Source organism: Pseudomonas sp. B7(2017) (genome assembly GCF_002112745.1).
Taxonomy (GTDB): Bacteria; Pseudomonadota; Gammaproteobacteria; order Pseudomonadales; family Pseudomonadaceae; genus Aquipseudomonas; species Aquipseudomonas ekonensis.
Genome location: NZ_NEIP01000001.1, coordinates 1 through 25,686, shown reverse-complemented (window position 1 = coordinate 25,686; position 25,686 = coordinate 1). Strand labels below are relative to the sequence as shown.

The 25,686-nt window shown below is 63.8% G+C and carries 29 protein-coding genes; 11 read left to right on the top strand and 18 right to left on the bottom strand.

The window, feature by feature from the left end:
* Window positions 1–125: 125 nt before the first annotated feature.
* Window positions 126–770 carry a tyrosine-protein phosphatase gene (locus CAG29_RS00145; protein ID WP_085579452.1) on the top strand — a complete coding sequence of 215 codons (645 nt, stop codon included), beginning with the start codon at window positions 126–128 and terminating at the stop codon, window positions 768–770.
* A 69-nt stretch (window positions 771–839) separates the two neighbouring features.
* Here the strand turns inward: CAG29_RS00145 and CAG29_RS00140 are convergent, their stop codons facing one another.
* The gene (locus CAG29_RS00140; RefSeq protein WP_085693735.1) at window positions 840–1,124 is read right to left on the bottom strand and encodes a YheV family putative zinc ribbon protein; all 285 of its coding nucleotides are present in this window, start codon (window positions 1,122–1,124) and stop codon (window positions 840–842) included.
* On the bottom strand, window positions 1,121–3,172 hold the full coding sequence (prlC, locus tag CAG29_RS00135; protein ID WP_085693734.1) for an oligopeptidase A: 2,052 nt from the start codon (window positions 3,170–3,172) through the stop codon (window positions 1,121–1,123). The genes CAG29_RS00140 and prlC overlap by 4 nt, the downstream gene beginning before the upstream one ends.
* Window positions 3,173–3,275: 103 nt before the next feature.
* On the opposite strand from prlC, the gene CAG29_RS00130 reads away from it, so the two are divergent.
* Window positions 3,276–3,821, top strand: a complete 546-nt coding sequence (locus CAG29_RS00130; protein WP_085579458.1) for a gamma carbonic anhydrase family protein — start codon at window positions 3,276–3,278, stop codon at window positions 3,819–3,821.
* Between the two features lie 28 nt (window positions 3,822–3,849).
* A complete protein-coding gene (locus tag CAG29_RS00125; protein ID WP_085638785.1) occupies window positions 3,850–4,500 on the top strand; it encodes an HAD family hydrolase in 651 nt (216 codons plus the stop codon).
* Between the two features lie 71 nt (window positions 4,501–4,571).
* Here the strand turns inward: CAG29_RS00125 and CAG29_RS00120 are convergent, their stop codons facing one another.
* Window positions 4,572–5,660 (bottom strand): aminopeptidase, encoded by a 1,089-nt coding sequence (locus tag CAG29_RS00120; RefSeq protein WP_085579462.1) that lies wholly within the window; start codon window positions 5,658–5,660, stop codon window positions 4,572–4,574.
* A gap of 58 nt (window positions 5,661–5,718) precedes the next feature.
* Here CAG29_RS00120 and CAG29_RS00115 point away from each other — a divergent pair, with 58 nt between their 5' ends.
* Together CAG29_RS00115 and CAG29_RS00110 are read left to right on the top strand one after the other, a co-directional pair.
* Window positions 5,719–6,141: a hypothetical protein gene (locus tag CAG29_RS00115; protein ID WP_085579464.1), complete on the top strand. Its 423-nt coding sequence runs from the start codon at window positions 5,719–5,721 to the stop codon at window positions 6,139–6,141.
* A gap of 40 nt (window positions 6,142–6,181) precedes the next feature.
* Complete coding sequence (locus CAG29_RS00110) at window positions 6,182–6,601, top strand: hypothetical protein (RefSeq protein ID WP_085579466.1); 420 nt, start codon at window positions 6,182–6,184, stop codon at window positions 6,599–6,601.
* 6 nt (window positions 6,602–6,607) lie between these two features.
* Here CAG29_RS00110 and CAG29_RS00105 read toward each other — a convergent pair whose 3' ends face one another.
* Window positions 6,608–6,841: a DUF1161 domain-containing protein gene (locus tag CAG29_RS00105; protein ID WP_085630420.1), complete on the bottom strand. Its 234-nt coding sequence runs from the start codon at window positions 6,839–6,841 to the stop codon at window positions 6,608–6,610.
* Between the two features lie 256 nt (window positions 6,842–7,097).
* Here CAG29_RS00105 and CAG29_RS00100 point away from each other — a divergent pair, with 256 nt between their 5' ends.
* Complete coding sequence (locus CAG29_RS00100) at window positions 7,098–8,099, top strand: LLM class flavin-dependent oxidoreductase (RefSeq protein WP_085579470.1); 1,002 nt, start codon at window positions 7,098–7,100, stop codon at window positions 8,097–8,099.
* A gap of 71 nt (window positions 8,100–8,170) precedes the next feature.
* Here CAG29_RS00100 and CAG29_RS00095 read toward each other — a convergent pair whose 3' ends face one another.
* Window positions 8,171–8,395 (bottom strand): DUF1161 domain-containing protein, encoded by a 225-nt coding sequence (locus CAG29_RS00095; RefSeq protein ID WP_085579472.1) that lies wholly within the window; start codon window positions 8,393–8,395, stop codon window positions 8,171–8,173.
* Window positions 8,396–8,522: 127 nt separating this feature from the next.
* Window positions 8,523–8,738 (bottom strand): dodecin, encoded by a 216-nt coding sequence (locus tag CAG29_RS00090; protein WP_085579474.1) that lies wholly within the window; start codon window positions 8,736–8,738, stop codon window positions 8,523–8,525.
* Between the two features lie 156 nt (window positions 8,739–8,894).
* Here CAG29_RS00090 and CAG29_RS00085 point away from each other — a divergent pair, with 156 nt between their 5' ends.
* Window positions 8,895–9,221: a YqjD family protein gene (locus CAG29_RS00085; protein WP_085630422.1), complete on the top strand. Its 327-nt coding sequence runs from the start codon at window positions 8,895–8,897 to the stop codon at window positions 9,219–9,221.
* On the opposite strand, the gene CAG29_RS00080 is transcribed toward CAG29_RS00085, so the two are convergent.
* Window positions 9,194–10,111 carry a LysR family transcriptional regulator gene (locus CAG29_RS00080; protein WP_085655958.1) on the bottom strand — a complete coding sequence of 306 codons (918 nt, stop codon included), beginning with the start codon at window positions 10,109–10,111 and terminating at the stop codon, window positions 9,194–9,196. The genes CAG29_RS00085 and CAG29_RS00080 overlap by 28 nt on opposite strands.
* Before the next feature lie 113 nt (window positions 10,112–10,224).
* Here CAG29_RS00080 and trpB point away from each other — a divergent pair, with 113 nt between their 5' ends.
* Window positions 10,225–11,457 carry a tryptophan synthase subunit beta gene (gene trpB, locus CAG29_RS00075; protein WP_085579481.1) on the top strand — a complete coding sequence of 411 codons (1,233 nt, stop codon included), beginning with the start codon at window positions 10,225–10,227 and terminating at the stop codon, window positions 11,455–11,457.
* Entirely contained in the window at window positions 11,457–12,269 is an 813-nt protein-coding gene (trpA, locus tag CAG29_RS00070; RefSeq protein ID WP_085579483.1) for a tryptophan synthase subunit alpha, read from the top strand. Before trpB ends, trpA begins: the two co-directional genes overlap by 1 nt.
* 112 nt (window positions 12,270–12,381) lie before the next feature.
* Here trpA and CAG29_RS00065 read toward each other — a convergent pair whose 3' ends face one another.
* From CAG29_RS00065 to CAG29_RS00015, 11 genes are all read right to left on the bottom strand, one after another.
* Complete coding sequence (locus CAG29_RS00065) at window positions 12,382–14,343, bottom strand: DUF4105 domain-containing protein (RefSeq protein WP_085579485.1); 1,962 nt, start codon at window positions 14,341–14,343, stop codon at window positions 12,382–12,384.
* Complete coding sequence (locus CAG29_RS00060; protein ID WP_085693733.1) at window positions 14,340–14,660, bottom strand: DUF2388 domain-containing protein; 321 nt, start codon at window positions 14,658–14,660, stop codon at window positions 14,340–14,342. The genes CAG29_RS00065 and CAG29_RS00060 overlap by 4 nt, the downstream gene beginning before the upstream one ends.
* 27 nt (window positions 14,661–14,687) lie before the next feature.
* Window positions 14,688–14,996 carry a DUF2388 domain-containing protein gene (locus tag CAG29_RS00055; protein WP_085579487.1) on the bottom strand — a complete coding sequence of 103 codons (309 nt, stop codon included), beginning with the start codon at window positions 14,994–14,996 and terminating at the stop codon, window positions 14,688–14,690.
* Between the two features lie 105 nt (window positions 14,997–15,101).
* Window positions 15,102–15,419 (bottom strand): DUF2388 domain-containing protein, encoded by a 318-nt coding sequence (locus CAG29_RS00050; RefSeq protein WP_085579489.1) that lies wholly within the window; start codon window positions 15,417–15,419, stop codon window positions 15,102–15,104.
* A 134-nt stretch (window positions 15,420–15,553) separates the two neighbouring features.
* On the bottom strand, window positions 15,554–15,760 hold the full coding sequence (locus CAG29_RS00045) for a DUF1127 domain-containing protein (protein WP_085638792.1): 207 nt from the start codon (window positions 15,758–15,760) through the stop codon (window positions 15,554–15,556).
* Between the two features lie 254 nt (window positions 15,761–16,014).
* A complete protein-coding gene (locus CAG29_RS00040; protein ID WP_085579493.1) occupies window positions 16,015–16,230 on the bottom strand; it encodes a DUF1127 domain-containing protein in 216 nt (71 codons plus the stop codon).
* 321 nt (window positions 16,231–16,551) lie between these two features.
* On the bottom strand, window positions 16,552–18,045 hold the full coding sequence (locus tag CAG29_RS00035) for an acetyl-CoA hydrolase/transferase family protein (RefSeq protein ID WP_085638795.1): 1,494 nt from the start codon (window positions 18,043–18,045) through the stop codon (window positions 16,552–16,554).
* 215 nt (window positions 18,046–18,260) lie between these two features.
* Complete coding sequence (locus tag CAG29_RS00030; protein ID WP_085579497.1) at window positions 18,261–19,694, bottom strand: NAD(P)(+) transhydrogenase (Re/Si-specific) subunit beta; 1,434 nt, start codon at window positions 19,692–19,694, stop codon at window positions 18,261–18,263.
* Complete coding sequence (locus tag CAG29_RS00025; RefSeq protein ID WP_085579499.1) at window positions 19,694–20,017, bottom strand: NAD(P) transhydrogenase subunit alpha; 324 nt, start codon at window positions 20,015–20,017, stop codon at window positions 19,694–19,696. Before CAG29_RS00025 ends, CAG29_RS00030 begins: the two co-directional genes overlap by 1 nt.
* Window positions 20,018–20,032: 15 nt before the next feature.
* Window positions 20,033–21,154 (bottom strand): Re/Si-specific NAD(P)(+) transhydrogenase subunit alpha, encoded by a 1,122-nt coding sequence (locus CAG29_RS00020; protein WP_085693732.1) that lies wholly within the window; start codon window positions 21,152–21,154, stop codon window positions 20,033–20,035.
* 434 nt (window positions 21,155–21,588) lie between these two features.
* Window positions 21,589–22,488, bottom strand: a complete 900-nt coding sequence (locus CAG29_RS00015) for a LysR family transcriptional regulator (protein WP_085579503.1) — start codon at window positions 22,486–22,488, stop codon at window positions 21,589–21,591.
* 158 nt (window positions 22,489–22,646) lie between these two features.
* Here CAG29_RS00015 and CAG29_RS00010 point away from each other — a divergent pair, with 158 nt between their 5' ends.
* Together CAG29_RS00010 and CAG29_RS00005 are read left to right on the top strand one after the other, a co-directional pair.
* Entirely contained in the window at window positions 22,647–23,828 is a 1,182-nt protein-coding gene (locus tag CAG29_RS00010) for an acyl-CoA dehydrogenase (RefSeq protein ID WP_085579505.1), read from the top strand.
* A 13-nt stretch (window positions 23,829–23,841) separates the two neighbouring features.
* On the top strand, window positions 23,842–25,062 hold the full coding sequence (locus CAG29_RS00005) for a CaiB/BaiF CoA-transferase family protein (RefSeq protein WP_085630428.1): 1,221 nt from the start codon (window positions 23,842–23,844) through the stop codon (window positions 25,060–25,062).
* The last annotated feature ends 624 nt before the right edge of the window (window positions 25,063–25,686 follow it).

The window sequence follows — 25,686 nt, the reverse complement described above, 5'->3', positions numbered from 1 at the left end:
ACCGTGATTGCGACGAAGGGCACCGGCCGGTTCACGATTCTTTGACAAGCGCCTCACAGGGATTTGACTGCCGAACCCTGAAGCTGCGAGGCCCCTCAATCATGAATCCCTACGGTCCACCGAGCATGTCCCGATTGCGTTTCCTCCCCGCCATGTGTCTTTCGCTTGCTGTCGTGTTGCACTGGGTGCCGGTCCAGGCCGCCGAGGCTCCGGCGGCCCGTCCTGCCGAATGGGCGCAGCCGGTGGAGGTGCAATACAATCTGTTCCAGATGTCGCCGACCCTCTACCGCAGTGCGTTGCCCGACGGCGGCGCCGTGCCGCTGCTGAAGAACCTGAAGGTGGCCACGGTCATCAACTTTTTGCCGGAGTCAGACTCGGGCTGGCTGAAGTCCCCTGGCGTGAACCTTGTGCAGTTGCCTTACCGCACCAATCACGTGGATGACAGTGATGTGCTCAAGACGTTGCGTGCGATCCAGACCGCCGAGGCCGAGGGCCCGGTGCTGATGCACTGCAAGCACGGCTCCGACCGCACCGGCCTGATGGCGGCGATGTACCGAATCGTGGTGCAGGGCTGGAGCAAGGAAGATGCGCTGAATGAGATGACTCAGGGCGGGTTCGGCGAAAGCGGGCACTTCAAGGACGGCGTCCGCTACGTGATGCAGGCCGATGTCGACAAGTTGCGTACGGCGCTGGCCAATGGCGACTGCAGCACCAGCCCCTTCGCCACGTGCTCGATGAAGAGCTGGTTCCAGAGCGTCAACCTCAAGTGAACCGGACCTTCTGCGGCGAGGCACTGGCGCCCTCGCCGCAGAGGCTCCCTGTCCGGGGCTGACGGCAGGTCAGTCGTCTGACTTTTTCTTCAGCTTCGGATTCGGGAAGAACTGCACCGCCTGCACGGTCTTGTCCGGCGCAGGCTTGAGCGCGACGGTGTTGACCCGCGTGCCCAGCTCCTTCGGAACCGACAGGCCTTGCTCGTTGAGCGTGTCCGCGTAACCGCAGGCCACGCATTCGCGATGGGGAATGTCGTCCTCGCTCCACATCATCAGCTTGTCCGGCTCGCTGCACGCCGGGCAGACCGCTCCGGCGATAAAGCGTTTCTTCGTCTTCACAGGTGCCTCGCTCATGCTGCCGCGTCCTCGCTCAGGCCGCTGTGACGCAAGAGTGCGTCAATCGACGGCTCACGGCCACGGAAGTCGACGAACAGCACCATCGGCTCCTGCGAGCCACCGCGGGCCAGGATGGCTTCGCGGAAGGCGCGGCCGGTGTCGGCGTTGAGCACGCCGTCCTCTTCGAACTTGGAGAACGCATCCGCCGACAGCACTTCCGCCCACTTGTAGCTGTAGTAGCCGGCCGCATAACCGCCGGCGAAGATGTGGGCGAAGCTGTTGGGGAAGCGGTTGTAGGCCGGCGGACGCATCACCGAGACCTCGTCGCGCACGCCTTCGAGCACTTGCAGCACGCTGCGGCCGTCGCCATGGGTGGCGTGCAGCTCGAAGTCGAACAGCGAGAACTCCAGTTGGCGCACCATCATCAGGCCGGACTGGAAGTTCTTCGCCGCGAGCATTTTCTCCAGCAGGTCCTGGGGCAGCGGTTCGCCGGTTTCGTAATGGCCGGAGATCAGCGCCAGGCCTTCCGGCTCCCAGCACCAGTTCTCCATGAACTGGCTCGGCAGCTCGACCGCATCCCACGCCACGCCGTTGATGCCGGACACGCCGGCATGGTCGACGCGGGTCAGCAGGTGGTGCAGGCCATGGCCGAACTCGTGGAACAGGGTGGTGACTTCATCGTGGGTCAGCAGCGCCGGCTTGCCGCTGTCGGCCGGGGTGAAGTTGCACACCAGGTTGGCCACCGGGCTCTGCAGCACGCCTTCGACGGTGCGGCGACGGTCGCGGGCGCCGTCCATCCAGGCGCCGCCGCGCTTGTTGGCGCGGGCGTACAGGTCGAAGAAGAAGCGGCCCACGTGCTGGCCGTTTTCCTTGATCTCGAACAGGCGCACGTCCGGATGCCAGGCGTCGAAGCCTTTGAGCTCGGCGATCTCGATGCCGTACAGGCGCTGGACGATGGCGAACAGGCCGCTGAGCACCTTGTCGATCGGGAAGTAGGCGCGCAGGGTTTCCTGGGCCACGCTGTAGCGTTGTTCACGCAGCTTTTCGCCGTAGAAGCCGCTGTCCCAGCTCTGCAGGTCCGCGCAGCCCTGCTCGGCGGCGTAGGCCTTGAGCTGCTGCAGGTCCTGGGCGGCGAACGGCTTGCTGCGCTTGGCCAGATCGCGCAGGAAGCTCAACACCTGGTCGCTGGACCCGGCCATCTTGGTGGCCAGGCTCAGCTCGGAGAAGCTGGCGAAACCCAGGAGCTTGGCCAGTTCCTGGCGCAGGTCGAGGATCTGGTCCATCACCGGACCGTTGTCGTTCTGGCCGGCGTTCGGGCCTTGGTCCGAGGCGCGGGTGCAGTAGGCGGCGTAGACTTCCTCGCGCAGCGCGCGGTCCTGGGCGTAGGTCATCACCGCGTAGTAGCTGGGGAACTCCAGGGTGATCAGCCAGCCGTCCAGCCCCTTGGCCTGGGCGGCGGCGGCCATCTGCGCCTTGGCCGAGTCGGTCAGGCCGGCGAGGGAGGCCTCGTCGGTGAGGTGCTTGGTCCAGGCCTGGGTGGCGTCGAGCAACTGGTTGGAGAAGCGGCTGCCCAGCTCCGACAGTTTGCTCTGCACTTCGGCGTAGCGCTTCTGCTCGGCTTCCGGCAGGTCGATGCCCGACAGGCGGAAGTCGCGCAGAGCGTGCTCAAGGATGGTTTTCTGGCCCACGTCGAAGCCGGCGGCTTCCGGGCTGTTGGCCAGCGCTTCGTACGCCTGGAACAGCTCGCGGTTCTGGCCCATCTCGGTGGAGTAGGCGCTCAGGGCCGGCAGGCAGGCCTCGTAGGCTTCGCGCAGTTCGGCGCTGTTGCACACGGCGTTGAGGTGGCTGACCGGGCTCCAGGCGGCGCCGAGGCGGTCGTTGAGTTCGTCCATCGCCAGCACCAGGCCGGCCCAGGTCGGGTTCGTGCCCTGGGCCTTGAGGATCTCGGCGATGGCGGCGCGGTTGTCGGCCAGGATGGTTTCGATGGCGGGCTGCACGTGTTCGGCACGGATCGCGGAGAACGGCGGCAGGTCGTAGGGCTGCAGAAGTGGGTTGTTCACGCTCACGGTTGGCACCTTGGCAGAAGGGAACAGGCATTTAGAATCGTGGGCCCATCTTAATTACAATCGGCAGCGACCGCAGCTATCGGCGACAGAGAGAGAACTTATCGTGTCCCTTCGCAAGTACCAGAACCACACCCCGCGCCTTGGCAAAGGCGCCTTTGTCGACGGCTCCGCGGTGGTGATCGGCGACGTCGAAATCGGCGAAGACAGCTCCGTGTGGCCGCTGACCGTGATCCGCGGCGATATGCACCGCATCCGCATCGGTGCGCGCACCAGCATCCAGGACGGCTGCGTGCTGCACATCACCCACGCCGGCCCCTTCAACCCGGACGGTTTCCCGTGCCTGATCGGCGACGACGTGACCGTCGCCCACAAAGTCATGCTGCACGGCTGCACGGTGGGCAGCCGGGTGCTGATCGGCATGGGCAGCATCGTCATGGACGGCGCGGTGGTCGAGGACGACGTGATCGTCGGCGCCGGCAGCCTGGTGCCGCCGGGCAAGCGCCTGGAAAGCGGCTTCCTGTACGTGGGCAGCCCGGTGAAGCAGGCCCGGCCGCTGACCGACAAGGAACGCGCCTTTTTCACCTACAGCGCGGCGAACTACGTGAAGCTCAAGGATCTGCACCTGGCCGAAGGCTACGACCAGATCTGAACCGTCCCGCACAAGCCCAGGAATTTTCATGCATTACCAGACCGTACTGTTCGACCTCGACGGCACCCTGACCGACCCGCGCGAGGGTATCACCCGCTCCATCCAGTTCGCCTTGGCCAAGCTCGGCATCGACGAGCCGGACCTGAGCAAGCTGGAACACTTCATCGGCCCGCCGCTGCTGCAGGCGTTCATGCAGTTCTATGGCTTCGACGAGGCCAAGGCGTGGGAGGCGGTGAATTTCTACCGTGAGCGCTTCAAGGTCACCGGTCTCTACGAAAACCGGGTGTTCGACGGTGTCATGCCGTTGCTGGAAACCCTCGGTGGCCAGGGCCGGCAGCTGTACATCGCGACCTCCAAACCCTGGGTGTTCGCCCGGGAGATCGCCCGTCATTTCGATTTCGCCCGGCACTTCAAGGTGATCTACGGCAGCGAACTGGACGGCACCCGCACCGACAAGGTCGAGCTGATTGCCCATTTGATCGCCGAGGAAGGACTGGATCCGGCCGACACACTGATGATCGGCGACCGCAAGCACGACCTGATCGGCGCACGCCGCAACGGGCTGGACGCGGCGGCGGTGGGCTATGGGTTCGGCAGCCATGAGGAGCTGAGCGCCGAGGCACCGGCCTATCACTTCGAGACGCTGGACGAGCTGCATCAGGCGTTCCTGCGGCGCTGATCGGGCAGCCATCGCCAGCAGGCTGGCTCCCACACGTGTTGAGGCGTTTCTGTGGGAACCAGCCGGTCGGTTCAGCCGGCTGGTTCAGGGTTCGCCAAGGCCTTGAGCGCCGACTTGCGCTCAACTGCGCCCAATTTGCCTAACTTCTCGACTTCGGCGTAGAACCTCACCCAATCCCCACCCACCTGCCCGAACAGCGCCGCAAACGCCGGCACCCACTGGTCATACAGCCCGAACGGCAACAGCCGCGCATTGTTCAGCGGCGCGTTCACCCACGCATCGTAGCGTTTGTCCCCGGCCCACTGCCGGTCACGCAGGGCCCGGTAATCCCGGCGAAACCGTTCGAACGCCTCGGCCTTGCGCTGGCGCATGACCTCGGCCGCCAGCGGTTGTGCGTAGAGCGCTTCCAGACGGGCACGGGTGTCGAGGATCAGGCCGATGAACTGGTCGCGCTGCTGCAGGCGCGAGCCGTTGTCCGGCGCCAGCCCGCGGAACGCCCGCCATTGCCGCGTGCCTTCCTGCTCGACGAACGTGGCGAAGGACTCGTTGAACTCGGTGTCGTCCTGCACATAGAAGCGCTGATGGGCCAGTTCGTGAAAGATCAGCGTGGCCAGGCGCTCGTCGCCCCAGCCCGTCATCGAATTGAGGATCGGGTCGTTGAACCAGCCCAGGGTCGAATAGGCCTCGACACCGCCGATCGACACGTCCATGCCCTTGAGGCGCTGGATCGCCGCTTCGCCCCGGGCCGCGCCCTGGCTGTAGTAGCCGCGGTAGGCCACGCAGCCGGCGATGGGGAAGCAATGGTTTTGCGGGCTCAAGGAGAACTCCGGGGTGGCGAACACGTTCCACACCACGAACGGCCGGCCGATGTCGGCGTAGAGCCGGTAGCTCTGGTTGTCCGGCAGGTGCAGGTGACGGCTGGCGAAGTCCCGGGCCTTCTGCGACTCGGCCAGGTGCGCGCGCAGTTTGGGGTCGCGGGCGGGGTCGGCGATCACCTCGGCGACCGGTTCCCGGGCCCGCAGCAGTTGCAGCTGACCGCCGGCCAACTGGCTGTAGTAACTGAGGCTTGCGCAACCGTTGAGCAGCAAAAGCAAAACACCCGGAAACAAAATCCGCAAAACGCGATCAAGTAACCCAAGGCTGGGTAGCGGCCTGAACAAAATAAGAAACCCCCGGACAGTCTGCCCGCAAGACTATCCCGCCCATAGGAGCTTCGCCATGCGCAAGTTGATGCTGACCGCCGGCCTGCTGACGCTGACCGGCTGTGCCGGATTCGGAATGCCCGCCCCTGACCCTTCGCAAGCCTGGATCGACCTGGAGTCCCGCCAGCAGGACACGGCGCTGCAGGCTCTGGAGGTCGATGCCAGGGCGGCGGTCGACAAACGATATTTCGAAGTGCAGCCCGGCAGCCATGAGCTGAAGGTGCGTTACCAGTTCCCGGTGGAGGCGACCAACATCGGCCCGGATGCCGAGCCGCTGTGGCGCGATTGCCGGTTGAGCCTGACCTTCAAGGACTTCAACGCCGGCGAGCGCTATCAGTTGCAGGCCGGCAACATCGGTTTCCGGCCATGGGCCAAACTGTACGATCAGCAGCGCAAGGTGGTGGGGCAGGCCAAGCCGGCGGGCTGTCAGCGCACCTGATCGGCGTTATGCTGGGTGCCCGAATCCACGGACATTCATCATGCGCACGTTGATGCTGTTGCTGGCGGCCGGCCTGATCGCCGGTTGCCAGACGCCGATGCCGCCGGTCGATCCCGCGATGGCCTGGGTCGACTTCTCGACGCCCACCCCTGGCGGCAAGTTGTTGATGGCCGAGCGGCTCGACAACCAGCGCCTGAGGGACGGGCGCTTCTTTCAGGTCACACCCGGCAGCCATGAACTGCGGGTGCGCTTCGACTTTGAAGTGTTCGGCGGCGGCGGCAGCCTGATGACCGGGCCCGTCGAGCGCCTGTGCTACCTGACTATCCGCTACGACCATTTCGAGGCGGGCCAGCGCTACCTGCTCGAAGGCCGCTCCCTGGCTTTCACGCCGAGCGCCCGGCTGTACAACGCCAAGCGGGAAATCGTCGCCGAGGACCGTGAGGTCAACTGCATCATCTAGCCCGGATCAGCGGTCGTTCTTCTGGTAGATGATCTTCTTCGTGCCGTTTTCGCACGAGCCGACGACCATGTTCTGATCGTGGACTTCCTCGTTGGCGACAATCTCCAGGGTGTAGGAGGTCACGCCCTGGGCCTGGATCTTGGCTTCGATCTCGGCCTTGAGTTCCTCGCAGGGTTTCGGGGCCGCCAGCACCGCACTGGCCAGGGTCAGACCGAACACCGCCACAGCAAAAAGTTTCATGGTTGAAGCTCCCTCGACGCAGCGCGCACGAAGATGCGCGAAGGCTGCGGTCAACCATTCGACCACCGTTTGGCCGGGCAGGTTCTGACCCGGCTCAAACCTCTGCCCCATGAGAATCGTTGACTTTTTTAGTAGGAATTTTCCAATCGGCTATTGAAACTCGGGTATATGCCCTCATTGCACAGGACACGCCTATGAACGGGGCAGGTCGGCGTTCGCATGGATGAACCTGCACCCTCACCCGGAGAAGCACTTTATGAAGCAACTGTCCGACGTAAAGTTTTCCACCCTCGATCTGGTGCCGGTGCGCGAGAACGGCAGCCCCGGCCAGTCGCTGCGCAACTCGCTGGATCTGGCCCGGCACGTGGAGAAGTTCGGCTACACCCGGTTCTGGGTCGCCGAGCACCACAACATGGACGGCATCGCCAGTTCCGCCACCTCGGTGTTGCTGGCCTACCTGGCGGGCGGCACGTCGAGCATCCGCGTCGGCTCCGGCGGGGTGATGCTGCCCAACCATGCGCCGCTGGTGATCGCCGAACAGTTCGGCACCCTGGAGAGCCTGTATCCGGGCCGGATCGACCTGGGCCTGGGCCGTGCGCCCGGCTCCGACCAGATGACCGCCCGGGCGTTGCGCCGTGAGCGTTCCGGCAGCGCCGACGATTTTCCCGAGGACGTCGCCGAACTGGTGCGCTACCTCGGCCCGCGCACCCCGGACCAACGGGTGATCGCGATGCCGGGCACCGGCACCCAGGTGCCGGTGTGGCTGCTGGGCTCCAGCCTGTTCAGTGCGCAACTGGCGGGCCAGCGGGGCCTGCCCTACGCCTTCGCCTCACACTTCGCCCCGCGCTACATGCACGAGGCGATCCGCGTCTACCGCAACCACTTCCAGCCGTCGGCGGTGCTCGACAAGCCGTACGTGATGCTGGGCGTGCCGCTGGTGGCGGCCGACACCGACGAGCAGGCCGATTACCTGGCCACCTCGGTGTACCAGCGGATCCTGGCGCTGATGCGTGGGCAAAGCCTGGTGCAAAGGCCGCCGGTGAAGACCATGGACGGCCTGTGGCTGCCCCATGAGCGCGAGGCGGTGGGGGACTTCCTCGGCTTGGCGATGGTCGGCGGTCCGCAGAAGATCCGCGCCAAGCTGGAGGTGCTGATCGAGCAGACGCAGGCCGATGAACTGATCTTCACCTGCGACCTGTACGAGCACGCTGACCGGCTGCATTCCTATGAGCTGCTGGCGCAGGTGATGAAGGGCTGAGTCCGTTTCGCTGGAAACGATGGCCACAAAAAAGCCGACGCGTTGCGTCGGCTTTTGATTTTCAGGCGCCGTCAGCCTCGCTTGTAGACGATTTCCTTGGCGCCGGCTTCGCATTTGCCGACGACCTTGCCGCCCGCCGCTGCCCCCTTGTCCACGATCTCCAGCGAATAGCCGGAAACGCCCTTGGCATCCAGCTTGGCCGCGATCTCGGCCTTAAGTTCCTCACACGACTTGCCGGCAGCGAATGCGCCACCCGCAAGGCTCAACAAACCTACCGCCAACATGAACTTCTTCATCGGTTGCACTCCCTGGTCGGATCGAAAGAGACGGCACCGGAGCGTTCGTCCGGTGCGCTCGCCCTGTAGCGCTTTGCCATTCCTATGGCACTCGGCCAGCGCGCAAGTTCAGAAGCGTAGACCAAACTCAGCTGCTGGCAATCCGGAACCCGACCTTGAGGGTCACCTGAAAATGGGCGGCCTTGCCGTCCCTGATGTGGCCGCGGGTCTCGGTCACTTCGAACCATTCCATGTACTTGACGCTCTTGCTGGCTTCGGCCAGCGCGTTGTTGATGGCGTCTTCGATGCTGCTGGTGGACGAACCGACCAGCTCGATCTTCTTGTAGGTGTGATGGTCGCTCATGGCGCTCTCCTTGAAGTGTGCCATAGAGCCTAGCAGCGATTTGCCGTGTCGGTTCCGGCATGCCGCGGGGGAGGCGGCTCAGATTTTCTGCACTTTCCGGGACGGGCGAAGTCCCAACCATCACACGCCGTTTCTCACCAATGCAGGAGAACCACCATGGCCAACACCTCGTTACGCAAAGCTTCGCTGCAAAGCATGGAAGCCGAGATCGAGAGTCTGCTCAAGTCGCTGGAAAGCCTGAAGGACGACGCTTCGGACGAGTCGCGCAAGACCCTCAAGGCACTCAAGGGCAATGCCGAAAGTGCGTTGCGGCATTCGCGCAGCCTGCTCAGTGACGCCTATGAAGAGGTCAAGACCAAGACCCGCGAGACCGGGATCGCCACCCGTGACTACGCGCAGGAACATCCCTGGACGACCGCCGGCGTGGCGGTCGGTGCGTTGGGCCTGCTGGCCGCTTACCTGCTGTTCAAGCGCGGCGAGTGATCGGTCTGGCGCAATTCGTTCTTCAGCCATTGCGCCAATTGCCGGGCGCGCCCGTCGGCGGCGCGCTTGGGCAGCCATAGCGCCAGTCGCGCCGGGGTTTCGCAAAAGCCCCACGGCGCGATCAGGCGCCCGGCCTTCAAGTCTTCCGTCACCAGCGGTTCCGGCGCGATGGCCACGCCGAGGCCGGCGACCGCCGCCTCCAGCAAGTAATACAGATGCTCGAAACCCTGCCCCAGCTTCAGCGCCTTGGCGTCGAGGCCGCTTTGCCGTGCCCAGGCCGGCCAGGCTTGCGGACGGGAGGTGGTGTGCAGCACCGGCTCGCTCAACAGGGCCTCGGCCGGTGCGCCGTGCAGCCTGGCGGCGCCGCTGAACAACGGGCTCATGACCGGGCCGATGCGCTCGGCGGCCAGCTCGTAGACTTGCATGTCCGCCGGCCATGGCGGTTCGGCGAACAGCAGCAGGGCGTCGAGGCCGGGCCGCCGGGGGTCGAGGTCGCCTTCGCCGGCCGACAGGTGCAGGCGCAGGTCCGGCAAGTCTGCGTTCAGCCGTCCCAGCCGTGGAATGAACCAGCGTGCCAGCAGGCTGCCGGAGCAGCCGAGCACGAACGGGGCGTCGGCGGTGCTCTGGCTGAGTTCGGCGCACACGTTGCGCAGCCGCTCGAACGCTTCGCCGCTGACGTCCCGCAGCCGGGCGCCGGCATCTGTGAGTTTCAGGCCGCGCCCTTCCTTGACGAACAGGCTCACGCCCAAGTGTTCTTCCAACACCTTGAGCTGGCGGCTGACGGCGCCGTGGGTGACGTGAAGCTGCTCGGCGGCCTGGCTGACACTGTTCAGCCGGGCGGTGGCCTCGAAGGCGCGCAGGGCGTTCAGCGGGGGGAGGTCATGGCTCATTTTATTTGTGAGTTTTCCTGACAGGTTGCGGCGATCTTATCGGTTTTCAGCCCGGATCGTCAGGGGTAGAGTGAACGCCATTGTCCCTTAGGCGAATTCACCGGGAGTCATCCATGACCCAGACTTCGAACACCTCCAACCTGCGCAGCGGCCCGGACGACAACGGCCTGTTCGGCGCGTTCGGCGGCCGTTACGTCGCCGAGACCCTGATGCCGCTGATCCTCGACCTGGCCCGCGAATATGAAGCGGCGAAGGAAGATCCGGCATTCAAGGAGGAACTGGCCTACTTCCAGCGCGACTACGTCGGACGTCCTAGCCCGCTGTACTTCGCCGAACGCCTGACCGAGTTCTGCGGCGGCGCCAAGATCTACCTCAAGCGCGAAGAGCTGAACCACACCGGCGCGCACAAGATCAACAACTGCATCGGCCAGATCCTGCTGGCGCGGCGCATGGGCAAGAAACGCATCATCGCCGAGACCGGCGCCGGCATGCACGGCGTGGCCACCGCCACCGTGGCCGCGCGCTTCGGCCTGGACTGCGTGATCTACATGGGCACCACCGACATCGAGCGCCAGCAGGCCAACGTGTTCCGCATGAAGCTCCTGGGCGCCGAGGTGATCCCGGTGGTCGCCGGCACCGGCACCCTGAAGGACGCGATGAACGAAGCGCTGCGCGACTGGGTGACCAACGTCGACAACACCTTCTACCTGATCGGCACCGTGGCCGGCCCGCACCCGTACCCGGCGATGGTGCGTGACTTCCAGGCCGTCATCGGCAAGGAAACCCGCGAGCAGCTGCAAGCCCAGGAAGGCCGTCTGCCGGACAGCCTGGTGGCGTGCATCGGCGGCGGCTCCAACGCCATGGGCCTGTTCCACCCGTTCCTCGACGACAAGAGCGTCGAGATCGTCGGCGTCGAAGCCGCGGGCTACGGCATCGAGACCGGCAAGCACGCGGCCAGCCTGAACGGCGGCGTGCCGGGCGTGCTGCACGGCAACCGCACCTTCCTGCTGCAGGACGACGACGGCCAGATCATCGACGCCCATTCGATCTCCGCCGGCCTCGACTACCCCGGCATCGGCCCCGAACACGCCTGGCTGCATGACATCGGTCGCGTCCAGTACACCTCGGTGACCGACGACGAAGCCCTGGCCGCCTTCCACCAGTGCTGCCGACTGGAAGGGATCATCCCGGCCCTGGAAAGCTCCCACGCCCTGGCCGAAGCCTTCAAGCGCGCGCCCAAGCTGCCGAAGGATCACCTGATGGTGATCAACCTGTCCGGCCGCGGCGACAAGGACATGCAGACCGTCATGCACCACATGGAACAATCGACGCAGGAGAAACACTGATGAGCCGCCTGCAAACACGTTTTGCCGCCCTCAAGCAGGAAAACCGCGCCGCACTGGTGACCTTCGTCACCGCCGGCGACCCGGACTACGACACTTCGCTGGCGATCCTCAAGGGCCTGCCGGCCGCCGGCGCCGACGTGATCGAGCTGGGCATGCCGTTCACCGACCCGATGGCCGACGGCCCGGCGATCCAGCTGGCCAACATCCGTGCCTTGGGCGCCAAGCAGAACCTGGCGAAAACCTTGCAGATGGTGCGCGAGTTCCGTCAGGGCAACAGCGACACGCCGCTGGTGCTGATGGGCTACTACAACCCGATCCACAAGTACGGCGTCGAGCGCTTCATCAGCGACGCCAACGAGGCCGGCGTCGACGGCCTGATCGTGGTCGACATACCGCCGGAGCACAACGCCGAGCTGTGCGACCCGGCCCAAGCGGCAGGCCTGGACTTCATCCGCCTGACCACCCCGACCACCGACGACGCGCGCCTGCCGAAGGTGCTCAACGGCAGCTCCGGCTTCGTCTACTACGTGTCGGTGGCCGGTGTGACCGGTGCCGGCGCCGCGACGCTGGAGCATGTCGAGGAAGCGGTGGCGCGCCTGCGTCGCCACACCGACCTGCCGATCAGCATCGGTTTCGGCATCCGCACCCCGGAGCAGGCGGCGTCCATCGCGCGCCTGGCCGACGGTGTCGTGGTGGGTTCGGCGCTGATCGACCACATCGCCAATGCGCAGACGCCGGCGCAGGCGGTCGACGGTGTGCTGGGCTTGTGCGCTTCGCTGGCCGAAGGCGTGCGCAAGGCGCGCATCGGCTGAGGGCAAGGCTCCCGTTGCGGGGGCCGCTCGCCATCGACTGATCAGGCAGTAAAAAGGGATCCGGGGCTAAGCTCCGGATCCCTTTTTTCGTTCGGCCCATGCGGCAGGCCGGTCAAGGCAACTCCAACCCGCCCGCTGCCTTGTGCAGTTTGCGCAGATGCTCGCCGATCTGCTTCACATTGGCCTCGCTGGCCGCGATCTCCGCAGCGCGCTTGGGCTCCAGCAAGGCCCGCACTTCCTTGTCCAGGTCGCCGCTCAGCGCCAGCAACTGCTTCTGGCGCTGGCTGCTTTCGGCCTCCAGCCGGCTGAACTCGCTCGGCTGCGGCAGGCCGTAGCCGCGGGAGTCGAGCAGCTCCGCCGGACGGCTGAGGAAGCCGCTGTTGGCGAGGATCTGCTGCAGGGTGGCGTTGGCCTTCTCCATGCCGCCGTTCTCCAGTTCCCGGGCACCGAGGTAGCGCTGCTTCACCTCGTCCTGGGCCAGCAGCAACTGGCGGCGGAAACTGGCCTGTTCCAACAGCAGCAACGCGGCGCTGGTGCGAAGGTCAGCGCGCTCGAACCAAGGCCGGCGTTCTTCGGCGGACAGCGACAGCCAGTCTTCGACGGTGGCCTGCGGGATCGGCAACTGTTTCTTCAAGACATCGAACATCGCCTGATAGCGCTCGCGGAACGAGTCGAAGCGATAGCCCAGGCGCAGGGCTTCCTTCGGATCGTCGAGCACCCGGGTGTCCGCCAGGCCGCGTCCCTTGAGCACCTCCAGCAGGCCGTTGGGCATGATGCTGTCCAGGCCGGCAAGCTGTGCGTTATTGCTGCCGCTGCGCAGCAGTTTCAGGCTTTCCACCGCGCAGTTGTTGGACAGGAAGAAGTAGTTGCCGTCGTAGCTCCAGTGCATCTCGGCAGCGTGCTCGACCACGTCTTCGATTTCGCTGCGCGACAGGTTCAGCGGCACCGAGGCCAGGCTGCGCAGTTCGGTCTTGGTGTATTCGTCGATCACCTGGGCCAGCGGCAGCACGAACAGCCGCGACGGGTATTTGCCCACCAGGCCGTCCCAGCTCGACAGTTGCACGTCGCCGACGAAGGCGCGGTACGACAGCACCAGGTGCTGGTCCAGGTCTAGCCGGCAGTCCGGGCCACGGGGCCGGCCGGGGGCGCAGATCACCAGGCGCAGCATGCTGTGACCCCAGCGGCTGACCCAGTTCTGGTTGGCCTCGGCCAGCAGGTAGTCGACGGCGTAGACCCGTTCCGGGTCGACCTGGCCCAGCGGCTGCTTGGCGAAGTCGTTGCCGGCGTTGAGGAAGGCGAAGGTCTTGGCGCACGTGTCCTTGGCGGGCGGCGCCCAGCCGAAGTGTTCCTTGTAGTAGCGATACAGCGCGGGCCGGCGGCAGGCGTAGCTCGGGTCAAGAAGGAAGTACTCCATGTTGACCGCGACGAACTCCTTGGGGCTGGAGGTTTCGTACAGATCCGGGCTGCGGGCGATCTGCCGGTTGTGCTGCTCGCGTTCGCCGCGGCGGCCGACGTATTGCTGCCAGCCGGCGAGATCCAGCAGGCGGGGATCGTCGCTCAAGGTGAAGCGGCGGCCGTTCTGGCCACGGCATTCATCCGGGATGCCGACCAGGCCACTGCTGTCGTTGCGCCGGGTGCAGCGCTGGATCAGCGTGCGTTCGGCGGCGGGCCACAGCCGGGCGCGGTCGTAGATATGGGTGATTTCGTGCAGCACCGTGGCCAGCAGTTCCTGGCGGACGGTGCCGTGGGGGCGGCCGGTCTTTTCCTTGGCGGCGCTGCCGTCGGTGAGGCCGGCCAGCAATTTGCGGTTCAGGTCCAGTTCGGCCACCAGCGTGGCCTGGCCGTAGGCGTTGCCGGGCATGTCGTCGGTCCAGCCGACGTCGATCCGCCGGTCCAGCCGCTCTATAAAGCTGGGCGGAAGCGCCTGCATGGCTTCATCGAGCAGCGCCTGGCTGGCCTGTTGCTGGGCGGGGCTCAGGCCGTCGGTCTTGAGCCGCAGTTGCAGGCCGGCGTGGGCGCTGTGGCCGGTCAGCAACAGCGCCCCGGCCAGCAGCCAGGTGCCGAGTGACTTCACAGTGCGAGGATGGCTTCGGCCAGCACCTGGTCGCTGGCGTCACGGGCTTCCGGAACGCGGGTGCGCAAGGTATTGAGTGCGGCTTCCAGGTGCGCGCCACGGATGTCGCCGTTGCTGGCGACGAAGCTGGCGGCGTCGTCATGGGCTTCGTGGATGATCTTCGAATCGCGGATCGACGTGGTGGTGTCGGAGGTGAAATCGATGGTGCGCTGGGAGGCGCGGACAATGATGTTACTGGTGGCTACCAGGGTGTGCGCCTGGGCCATATCGGCCAACAACAGCAGGCCAAGGGCGGCAGCAATCAGCGGGCTACGCATGGAACGACTCCGAAAGGGCATGGATGACTATTGGACGAGAATTGCCTGTGCCAGTTCAAGGTCACTGACATGAAGTTTGGGCCGGGATTTGCGCAGGTAATGCAGTGCGGATTCCAGCCGGGCGCCTCGCAGTTCGCCGTCACTGGCAACGAAGGCCGCGGCATCGTCGTGCGCGGCGAGCAGCAGTTTACGGTCGAACGGCGCGGAAGACACCATGCCGGTGGCGTAGACGCTGACCACGGTGCTCTGCGTGGACACATCGAAGGCGTTGGCCGGCGTGGCCCAGCAGGCTGCCGTCAGAACGGAAGGGATAAGCAGATTGGCAAGAAAACGCATGGGGCTCGGCTGCGGTTGAAGAGCCTGAAGGCTAACGCAACGCCCGGGCCAGAGCCAGCGCCGAAACATCGGGACACGGCTGGCGTGTCCCGTGACGCAACGGTTTCAGAGGGTCAGGATGGCCTGGGCCAGCTGCGCGTCGGTGGCGTTCAGTTGCGGTGCCTGATGGCGGATGTGATCCAGGGCGCTTTCCAGCTTCACGCCGCGGATGTCGCCTTCGCTGGCCACGAAGCTGGCGGCGTCGTCACGGGCGGCCAGGACGATCTTGTCGTCGCGGAAGGACGAAGTGACGTCGGAGGTGGCGTCGGAGGAGGACTTGAGTGCGCCGACCACGGCATCGGTGGTGACGATGAAGCTGGTGGCGCTGGCATTGGCGGCGACGGCCAGCAGGGCGGCAGCGCTGAGCAGGCGAAGAGCGGACATGGGAGAACTCCTGTGGATAAAACCGTATTGAGAGGTGGCACGGTGTCTGGGAGTCAGACGCCGATCGCACAGCATTCGCCACGTTCTGCGTGGATATTAGGCTTGCGCACCGGATTCGCCCAGTGGGCAGAGTGCTAGCGCCAGAACGGCTTATCCATTTCATTCAGCCGGTCGGCGTGGCTGAGGCCCAAGTCGGCGAGATCCCGGCCATCGAGCCCGGCCAGCAGGCGCCGGGTTCTGGCACGTTCCAGACCTTGCAGCAGGCCTTTGAGCAGCCGCGTGAACGGACGTTGCGCGCAGGGCCGGTCCTGTTCTTTGGATACGTCCTGTAACTCATTCATGACCTGTTCCTTGGGCGGCGGGAGAGAAGGTCATGTTGAGCCTGGCGCCGAGAACGGAGCAGACACACCGAGGCTAAATTGTACTGGTTCAGTTTGAGTAATTTTAAAACTGTACCTGTCATTGTGCGGTGCACCTGTTCCGCAGATTCTGGCACGCCCAAACGACAAGGCCCGTCGCGGTTTCCCGCGACGGGCCTTGTCGTTTCAATTCGGGTGCTGGCGGTGGGTCTTGCGACCAGGGCCAGCGACGCTGCTTAGCGCCAGAACGGCTTGCTGAGCTCTTCGTAGCGTTGTGCTTCGCTGATACCGGCGTCAGCCAGCAGGCGCGAATCCAGACGGGCCAGTTGGTGGCGGCTGGAGATGCGGCGCTGCCACAGCATCAGGTTGGCGAGAACGCGCAGAGGCATGGAAGCCTGGGATTTTACAGCTTTGTCTTCGAAGAACAGTTCGGAACTGAGTGTACGTTCCATGGTGGTCATCCTTCCGCTTGTGGCGGGATCAGGTAGTGGTTTAACTGGTGCCCATGATCCTCTCGTTTGCCCAGTCTCTGTAGATACAGTTCACTTGTATTGTGAGTGACCAGTTAACTGTTTATAGGGGGTGTACGGGTCAAAATTGAGCAAACTGTACCTGTCCGCACCTGATTGGTGCGTTATTGCTCATTTGGAGAGAAAGGTGCGGGGAAAACAGCTGAAAAGTACCGGTACAGAAGTACAGTTTTTGTCAGGTTAAGTGTTTGCAATCCCCCGCTGACGAAAACTGTGTTTGCGTCAGCGGGGGATCTGTGTGAATTACACAGCCAGCATGCGCCCGGTTTCTTCCAGGTTCATGTGCCAGCTCAGGGCATCCCGCAGGATGTGCGGCGTGTGGCCGCCGATGGCGCAGGCGGCGGCGAAGTAATCGTTCAGGGCCTGGCGGTAGTCTGGGTGCACGCAGTTGTCGATGATCGCCCGGGCGCGCTCGCGCGGGGCCAGGCCGCGCAGGTCGGCCAGGCCGATCTCGGTGACCAGGATGTCGACGTCATGCTCGGTGTGGTCGACGTGGCTGACCATCGGCACCACGCTGGAGATCGCGCCGCCCTTGGCGATCGACTTGGTCACGAACACCGCCAGGTGGGCGTTGCGCGCAAAGTCGCCGGAGCCGCCGATGCCGTTCATCATCCGGGTGCCGCAGACGTGGGTGGAGTTGACATTGCCGTAGATGTCGAACTCCAGCGCCGTGTTGATGCCGATGATGCCCAGGCGCCGCACCACTTCGGGGTGGTTGGAGATCTCCTGGGGCCGCAGCACCAGCTTGTCCTTGTACCGTTCCAGGTTGCCGAACACATCGCTGTTGCGGCGTTCGGACAGCGTGATCGAACTGCCCGAGGCGAAGCTCAGCTTGCCGGCGTCGATCAGGTCGAAGGTCGAGTCCTGCAGCACTTCGGAGTACATGGTCAGGTCGTGGAACGGCGAGTCGATCAGTCCGCACATCACCGCGTTGGCGATGCTGCCGATGCCGGCCTGCAGCGGACCGAGCTTGTCGGTCATGCGCCCGGCGTCGACTTCCTGCTTGAAGAACGCGATCAGGTGGTCGGCGATGGCCTTGGTGTCGGCATCCGGCGGCAGCACGGTGGACGGCGAGTCGGGCTGCTGGGTGATGACGATGCCGACGATCTTCTCCGCAGGGATCGGGATGGCGGTGCTGCCGATGCGGTCATCGACCTTCACCAGGGGGATCGGCGTGCGGGTCGGACGGTAGGTCGGGATATAGATGTCATGCAGGCCTTCGAGGTTGGCGTTGTGCGCCATGTTGATCTCGACGATCACCTGCTTGGCGAAGATCGCAAAGCTCGCCGAGTTGCCCACAGAGGTGGTCGGCACGATGTGGCCCTGCTCGGTGATGGCCACGGCTTCGATCACGGCGATGTCCGGCAGCTTGAGCTGCTGGTTGCGCAGTTGCTCGACGGTTTCCGACAGGTGCTGGTCGATGAACATCACCTCGCCGGCGTTGATCGCCTTGCGCAGGGTGCTGTCGACCTGGAACGGCATGCGCCGCGACAGCACGCCGGCCTCGGTCAGTTGCTTGTCGAGGTCGTTGCCCAGGCTCGCGCCGGTCATCAGGCTGATCTTCAGCGGCGTGACCTTGGCCCGCTCGGCCAGTGCATGGGGGACGGCCTTGGCTTCGCCGGCGCGGGTGAAGCCGCTCATGCCGACGGTCATGCCGTCCTCAATCAAAGCGGCGGCCTCGGCGGCGCTCATCACTTTATCCAACAACGAAGGCAGGCGAATACGGTCACGGTACATGGATTTTTATCTCGGGCAGCGAGTAGCAGGATGCGCAGTCTATTGAATTTCGCGAACGCCTGTCCCGCTACCAAGGTCGCAAAAGAGGCGTCTATTCAGCGGGTTCCGAGTAAAACACCGTTACCGGATCGGTAACAACGCGGCAAATTGTCCAACGATCTGCGCCAACGAAAACGCCCCGACGGAGCGGGGCGTTTTGGTGGTGCGGGAGAGGGTTACTCGACCGCTTTGACCATGTCTTCGATGACCTTTTTCGCGTCGCCGAACACCATCATGGTCTTGTCCAGGTAGAACAGTTCGTTGTCCAGGCCGGCATAGCCGCTGGCCATCGAACGCTTGTTGACGATGATGGTCTTGGCCTTGAACGCCTCAAGGATCGGCATGCCGGCGATCGGCGATTTCGGATCGTTCTTGGCGGCCGGGTTGACCACGTCGTTGGCGCCGAGCACCAGCACCACATCGGCCTGGCCGAACTCGGAGTTGATGTCTTCCATCTCGAACACCTGGTCGTACGGCACTTCGGCTTCCGCCAGCAGCACGTTCATGTGCCCCGGCATCCGGCCGGCCACCGGGTGGATCGCGTACTTCACGGTCACGCCATGGTGGGTCAGCTTCTCGGTCAGTTCCTTCAGCGCATGCTGGGCACGGGCCACCGCCAGGCCGTAGCCCGGCACGATGATCACGGTGTCGGCGTTGGTCAGCAGGAAGGTGGCGTCGTCGGCCGAACCGGACTTCACCGGGCGGGCCTCTTTCGAGCCGGCCGGGCCCGCGTCGGCGGTATTGCCGAAACCGCCCAGCAATACATTAAAGAAGGAGCGGTTCATCGCCTTGCACATGATGTACGACAGGATCGCACCGCTTGAACCCACCAGCGAACCGGCGATGATCAGCATCGAGTTGTTCAGCGAGAAGCCGATGCCCGCCGCCGCCCAGCCCGAATAGCTGTTGAGCATCGACACCACCACCGGCATGTCGGCGCCGCCGATCGGGATGATGATCAGCACGCCCATCACGAACGCCAGAGCCAGCATCAGCGCGAACGCGGCCAGGTTGCCGGTGACCATGAAGGTCACGCCGAGCGCCAGCGTGGCCAGGCCCAGCAGCAGGTTCAGCTTGTGCTGACCGCCAAACTGTACCGGTGCACCCTGAAACAGACGGAACTTGTACTTGCCCGACAGCTTGCCGAAGGCGATCACCGAACCGGAGAAGGTGATCGCGCCGATGGCGGCACCGAGGAACAGTTCCAGACGGTTGCCCGCCGGGATCGGGTCGCCCAGTTGCTTGACGATGCCCAGCGACTGCGGCTCGACCACCGCCGCGATGGCGATGAACACCGCCGCCAGGCCGATCATGCTGTGCATGAACGCGACCAGCTCAGGCATCTTGGTCATTTCCACGCGCTTGGCCATGATCGAACCGGCGGTGCCGCCGATCAGCAGGCCGACGATCACGTAACCGATGCCGGCGGTGGCAAGCTCAGCGCCCAGCTTATAGATGAGGCCTACGGTCGTGAGGATCGCCAGCGCCATGCCGAGCATGCCGAACAGGTTGCCGCGGCGCGACGTGGTCGGGTGCGACAGGCCCTTGAGGGCCTGGATGAAGCAGATCGACGCGATCAGGTAGAGCGTCGTGACGAGATTCATGCTCATTACTTCGGCGCCTCTTCTTGTGCGGCTTTCGGGGCTTTCTTCTTGAACATCTCAAGCATGCGGCGGGTGACCAGGAAGCCACCGAACACGTTGACCGCCGCCAGCGCCACGGCGAGGGTGCCCATGGCCTTGCCCAGCGGGGTGATGGTGAGGGCGGCGGCGAGCATGGCGCCGACGATCACGATCGCCGAAATGGCGTTGGTCACCGCCATCAGCGGCGTGTGCAGCGCAGGCGTAACGTTCCAGACCACGTGGTAACCGACATAGATCGCCAGCACGAAGATGATCAGGTTGTAGATACCGGGGGAGATAAGCTCTTCCATCGTCTGAATCCCTGCTTAGGCGTTTTTGCGGATGACTTGGCCGTCGCGGCACATCAGGCACACGGCGACGATGTCGTCTTCGAGGTTCACTTCGAACTGGCCTTCCTTGGTGAAGACCAGCTTCAGGAAGTCCAGCAGGTTGCGGGCATACAGCGCCGAGGCGTCCGCCGCGACCTCGCCGGCCAGGTTGGTCGGGCCGACGATGGTCACGCCGCTGTTCACCACGACCTGGTCGGCCACGGTCAGCGGACAGTTGCCGCCCTGGGCTGCGGCCAGATCGATGACCACGGAACCTGGCTTCATCTGCGCCACGGTTTCCGCGCTCAGCAGCGTCGGCGCCTTGCGGCCCGGAATCAGGGCGGTGGTGATGACGATGTCGGCCTGTTTGGCGCGCTCGTGCACGGCCTGGGCCTGGCGCTGCATCCAGCTCGCCGGCATCGGACGGGCGTAACCGCCGACGCCGACCGCGCATTCGCGCTCCTCGTCGGTCTCGTAGGGCACGTCGACGAACTTGGCGCCGAGGGATTCGATCTGCTCCTTGACGGCAGGACGCACGTCAGACGCTTCGATCACCGCACCCAGACGTTTCGCCGTGGCGATCGCCTGCAGCCCGGCCACGCCCGCGCCGAGGATCAGCACGCGCGCCGCTTTCACGGTGCCGGCTGCCGTCATCAGCATCGGCATGAAGCGCGGGTAGTAGTGGGCGGCCAGCAGCACGGCCTTGTAACCGGCGATGTTCGCCTGGGACGACAGCACGTCCAGGCTTTGGGCCCGGGAGGTGCGCGGCGCCGCTTCCAGGGCGAAGGCGGTGATCCCGCACTCGGCCATTTTGGCGATGGTTTCGTTGCTGAAGGGGTTGAGCATGCCCACCAGCACCGTTCCGCGCTTGATCAGCGTCAGTTCGGCGTCGCTGGGGGCGACCACCTTGAGGATCAGCTCGGCGCCGAACGCATCGTTGGCGCTGCCGATGGTTGCGCCTGCTGCCTCATAGGCACTGTCCACAACACTGGCCTTGATGCCGGCGCCGCTTTGCACAGTGACCTTATGACCTTGGCCGATCAGCTTCTTGATGGTTTCCGGGGTTGCAGCAACCCGTGTTTCACCGGTCTGGGTTTCGAGAGGAACACCAATGTGCACGTCAAATCTCCTGCGTGATCTTATTGAGTAAACCCATGCACTTCGGATGGTGCGGCTGGGGCGGCCGATCAGCACGACCCCGCCGAATCAAGGCGGGGCGCGGCATTTTGCAGGCGAAGTTTATGCCCTTCAAGGGATTATGACGGGTGACGGAAAATTAACTACAAGTCATCCCGTGACCGAATGTCGCAGATGGCCAGCTGAATCCCTTGCAGGCCGTGCCTTTCAAGGATTCTGGCTGAATTTGAAAAAAAATCTCATCGGTGGCGTGAATGGGCCGTGATGAGTCGCATTGGGTGGCGCAAAGCCACGTCGTCAGGCGCTTGTGGGACGTCTGTACGACTTTCGGATACAGTCTGCGGATTTGCGACAAATACTTATATCTGTAGTGCTTCAGTTTTGTTGACTACGAGGTCAGCAAAAGCTGTAGGCCTTTATTCCTCTAGGTTGTAGCCGTGTGCCTGGTTCACCAGCCAGTCGCGAAATGCCTTCAGCGACGCCGATTCCACTTTTCGCTCGGGAATCATCAGGTAATACGCCTTGATGCTGGAGAGCGCGTTCGGGTTGGCGATCACCAAGCGTTTTTCGGCCAGTTCACGCTGGATCAGGAACGGCGGAATCAGCGCAATGCCCATGTCGTGCATGGCCGCCTGGGCAAGCATGGAGAATAGCTCGTAGCGCGGGCCTGTCATGTCGCGGGGCACATTCAGGTGCTGTGAGTTGAACCACTGGCGCCAGGCATACGGGCGAGTGGTCTGCTGCAGCAGGGGCAGATCGGCGATCTCGTCCGGCGTCAGGTGCGTCTTGTGGCCGAGCAGGGCCGGGCTGCACACCGGCATCGGATTCTCGCCCATCAGCCTGTGGGATTCCGTACCGGACCAGTCGGCGTCACCGAAGTAGATTGCGGCGTCGAAGTCGGTGTCGGCGAACAGGAACGGCCGGGTGCGGTTGGTCAAGTTGACGGTCACTTCCGGATGCTTGAGCTGGAAGTCCTTGAGCCGGGGCAGCAACCATTGGGTGCCGAAGGTGGGTACCACCGCCAGTTCGATCACGTTTGCGCCCTGCTGGCCCATCACCGACAGCGTGTCGCGCTCGACGGCGTCCAACTGCGTGGCGACCCGGCGGCTGTAGGAAAGCCCTGCTTCGGTGAGTTTCACGCCGCGCCGCGAACGTCGGAACAGTTCGACGCTGAGGAACTCCTCCAGGCTGGCGATCTGTCGGCAGATGGCGCCCTGGGTGAGGGAAAGTTCTTCGGCGGCCTTCGTGAAACTCTCGTGCCGGGCGGCGGCTTCAAAGCTGATGAGGGCCGTGGTGCTGGGGATCTTTCTGCGCATGTACGTCAACCTCACTAATACATCGCACGAAAGGCATCTGGCGATGTTTCGGAGTGAGAAATTAGCACAACAGGATGCGAAATCCTCGTTTGCCGCGACGGCGAACCGAGCCTAGGATCAATGCCACGTCAATTCACCTGATTTGCGAGGACTCACTCATGGGCGGTAAAGCTAGCTTCAACTGGATCGATCCCCTGCTGCTGGATCAACAGCTCACCGAAGAAGAGCGCATGATCCGCGACAGCGCCGAGCAGTTCGCCCAACAGAGCCTCGCACCGCGTGTGCTGGAGGCTTTCCGCCATGAGCAGACCGATCCTGCGATTTTCCGCGAAATGGGCGAGGTCGGCCTGCTGGGCGCGACCATTCCCGAGCAGTACGGCGGCAGCGGCCTGAACTATGTGAGCTATGGCCTGATTGCCCGTGAAGTCGAGCGTGTCGACTCCGGCTACCGCTCGATGATGAGCGTGCAGTCTTCTCTGGTGATGGTGCCGATCAACGAGTTCGGCACCGAAGCGCAGAAGCAGAAGTACCTGCCGAAGCTGGCTTCCGGCGAATGGATCGGCTGCTTCGGCCTGACCGAGCCGAACCACGGTTCCGACCCGGGCGCGATGATCACCCGTGCGCGCAAGGTCGACGGCGGCTACAGCCTGACCGGCGCCAAGATGTGGATCACCAACAGCCCGATCGCCGATGTGTTTGTGGTCTGGGCCAAGGACGATGCCGGCGACATCCGCGGCTTCGTGCTGGAGAAGGGCTGGAAAGGCCTGAGCGCACCTGCCATTCACGGCAAGGTCGGCCTGCGCGCTTCGATCACCGGTGAGATCGTCATGGACAACGTGTTCGTGCCGGAAGAGAACATCTTCCCTGACGTGCGTGGCCTGAAAGGCCCGTTCACCTGCCTCAACTCGGCACGTTACGGCATTTCCTGGGGCGCACTGGGCGCCGCCGAGTTCTGCTGGCACACGGCTCGTCAGTACACCTTGGACCGTCAGCAGTTCGGCCGCCCGTTGGCCGCCACGCAACTGATCCAAAAGAAGCTGGCGGACATGCAGACCGAAATCACCCTGGCCCTGCAAGGCTGCCTGCGTCTGGGCCGCATGAAGGACGAAGGCACGGCAGCCGTCGAAATCACCTCGATCATGAAGCGCAACTCCTGCGGCAAGTCCCTGGAGATCGCGCGCATGGCCCGTGACATGCTCGGCGGCAACGGGATCTCCGATGAGTTCGGTGTGGCTCGCCACCTGGTCAACCTGGAAGTGGTCAACACCTATGAAGGCACCCACGACGTGCACGCGCTGATCCTGGGGCGTGCGCAGACCGGTCTGCAGGCGTTCTATTAATAGGAGAGCGAGCATGGGTGCGCTGTCTCATCTGCGGGTTCTGGATTTGTCGCGAGTGTTGGCGGGCCCGTGGGCCGGGCAGATACTGGCCGACCTTGGCGCCGAGGTGATCAAGGTCGAGCGTCCGGGCAACGGTGACGATACCCGCGCCTGGGGGCCGCCCTTCCTTAAGGACGCCTACGGCGAGAACACCTCCGAGGCGGCCTATTACCTGTCGGCCAATCGCAACAAGCAGTCGGTGACCATCGATTTCACCCGCCCGGAAGGGCAGCGACTGGTTCGGGAGCTGGCCGCCAAGTCCGACATCCTCATCGAGAACTTCAAGGTGGGTGGGCTGGCGGCCTATGGCCTGGATTACGCATCGCTGAAAGCCATCAACCCTAACCTGATCTATTGCTCGATCACCGGGTTCGGCCAGACCGGCCCGTACGCCAAGCGCGCCGGTTATGACTTCATGATCCAGGGCTTGGGCGGCTTAATGAGCCTGACCGGCCGGCCGGAGGGTGATGAGGGTGCCGGGCCTGTGAAGGTCGGCGTTGCGCTGACGGATATCCTGACCGGGCTCTACTCGACGGTCGCGATCTTGGCGGCGCTGGCTCACCGTGATCAGGAAGGTGGGGGACAGCACATCGACATGGCATTGCTCGACGTGCAGGTGGCGTGCCTGGCGAACCAGGCGATGAACTACCTGACCACGGGCAATGCGCCCAAGCGCCTGGGGAATGCGCACCCCAATATCGTGCCGTATCAGGATTTTCCTACGGCCGATGGTGATTTCATCCTGACGGTGGGTAATGACGGGCAGTTCCGCAAGTTCGCCGAAGTGGCCGGGCAACCCCAGTGGGCGGATGACCCTCGCTTTGCCACCAATAAGCAGCGGGTGGCGAACCGGGCGGTGCTGATTCCGCTGATCCGTCAGGCGACAGTGTTCAAGACGACGGCCGAATGGGTGGCTCAGTTGGAGCAGGCCGGCGTGCCGTGCGGACCGATCAATGATCTGTCGCAGGTGTTCGAGGATCCGCAGGTGAAGTCCCGTGGGTTGGCGATTGATCTGCCCCATGCATTGGCTGGGAGGGTGCCGCAGGTGGCGAGCCCGATCCGGTTGTCGCAGACACCGGTGGAGTATCGTCAGGCGCCGCCGCTATTGGGCGAACATACGCTCGAGGTATTGCAGCGGGTGCTGGGCCTGGAAGCCGATGCGGTCGCCGGGTTGAAGGAGAATGGAGTGCTGTGATGCTTCTTCTATATAGAGGCTGGGGTGTCCGGCCTCTATATAGGGTGTTTTGGGATGCTTTTTGATCAATCTGCAAGTTATTGAAAGAAAACCGAAAATAGCGGTTGACGGCAGATTTCAGTTCTCTATAATTCGCCCCACTTCCGGCGCAGTCGAAACGGAAAACTCCTTGAGATTCAACGGGTTACGAAGTTTTCGGCAGCGGGTCGCTTCAGTTCAGCGAAGCCCGGAGGGAGTCGAAGAGGGTGGTGCTGTTTGGCCCTTTCGGCGTTTCGATCCTCCCGGTCGAAAGCGGAGAAAAAGAGGTGTTGACAGCAGCGTGCAACGCTGTAGAATTCGCCTCCCGCTGACGAGAGATCGAAAGCGCAAGTGGTTGAAGTTGAAAAAGAAATTTTGAAAACTTCTGAAAATAACCGCTTGACAGCAAATGAGGCTGCTGTAGAATGCGCGCCTCGGTCGAGACGAAAGGCTTGACCAACCGCTCTTTAACAACTGAATCAAGCAATTCGTGTGGGTGCTTGTGGGGTCAGACTGACAGTCAAAAAGATTATCAGCATCACAAGTTACTCCGCGAGAAATCAAAGATGTAACCAACGATTGCTGAGCCAAGTTTAGGGTTTTCAC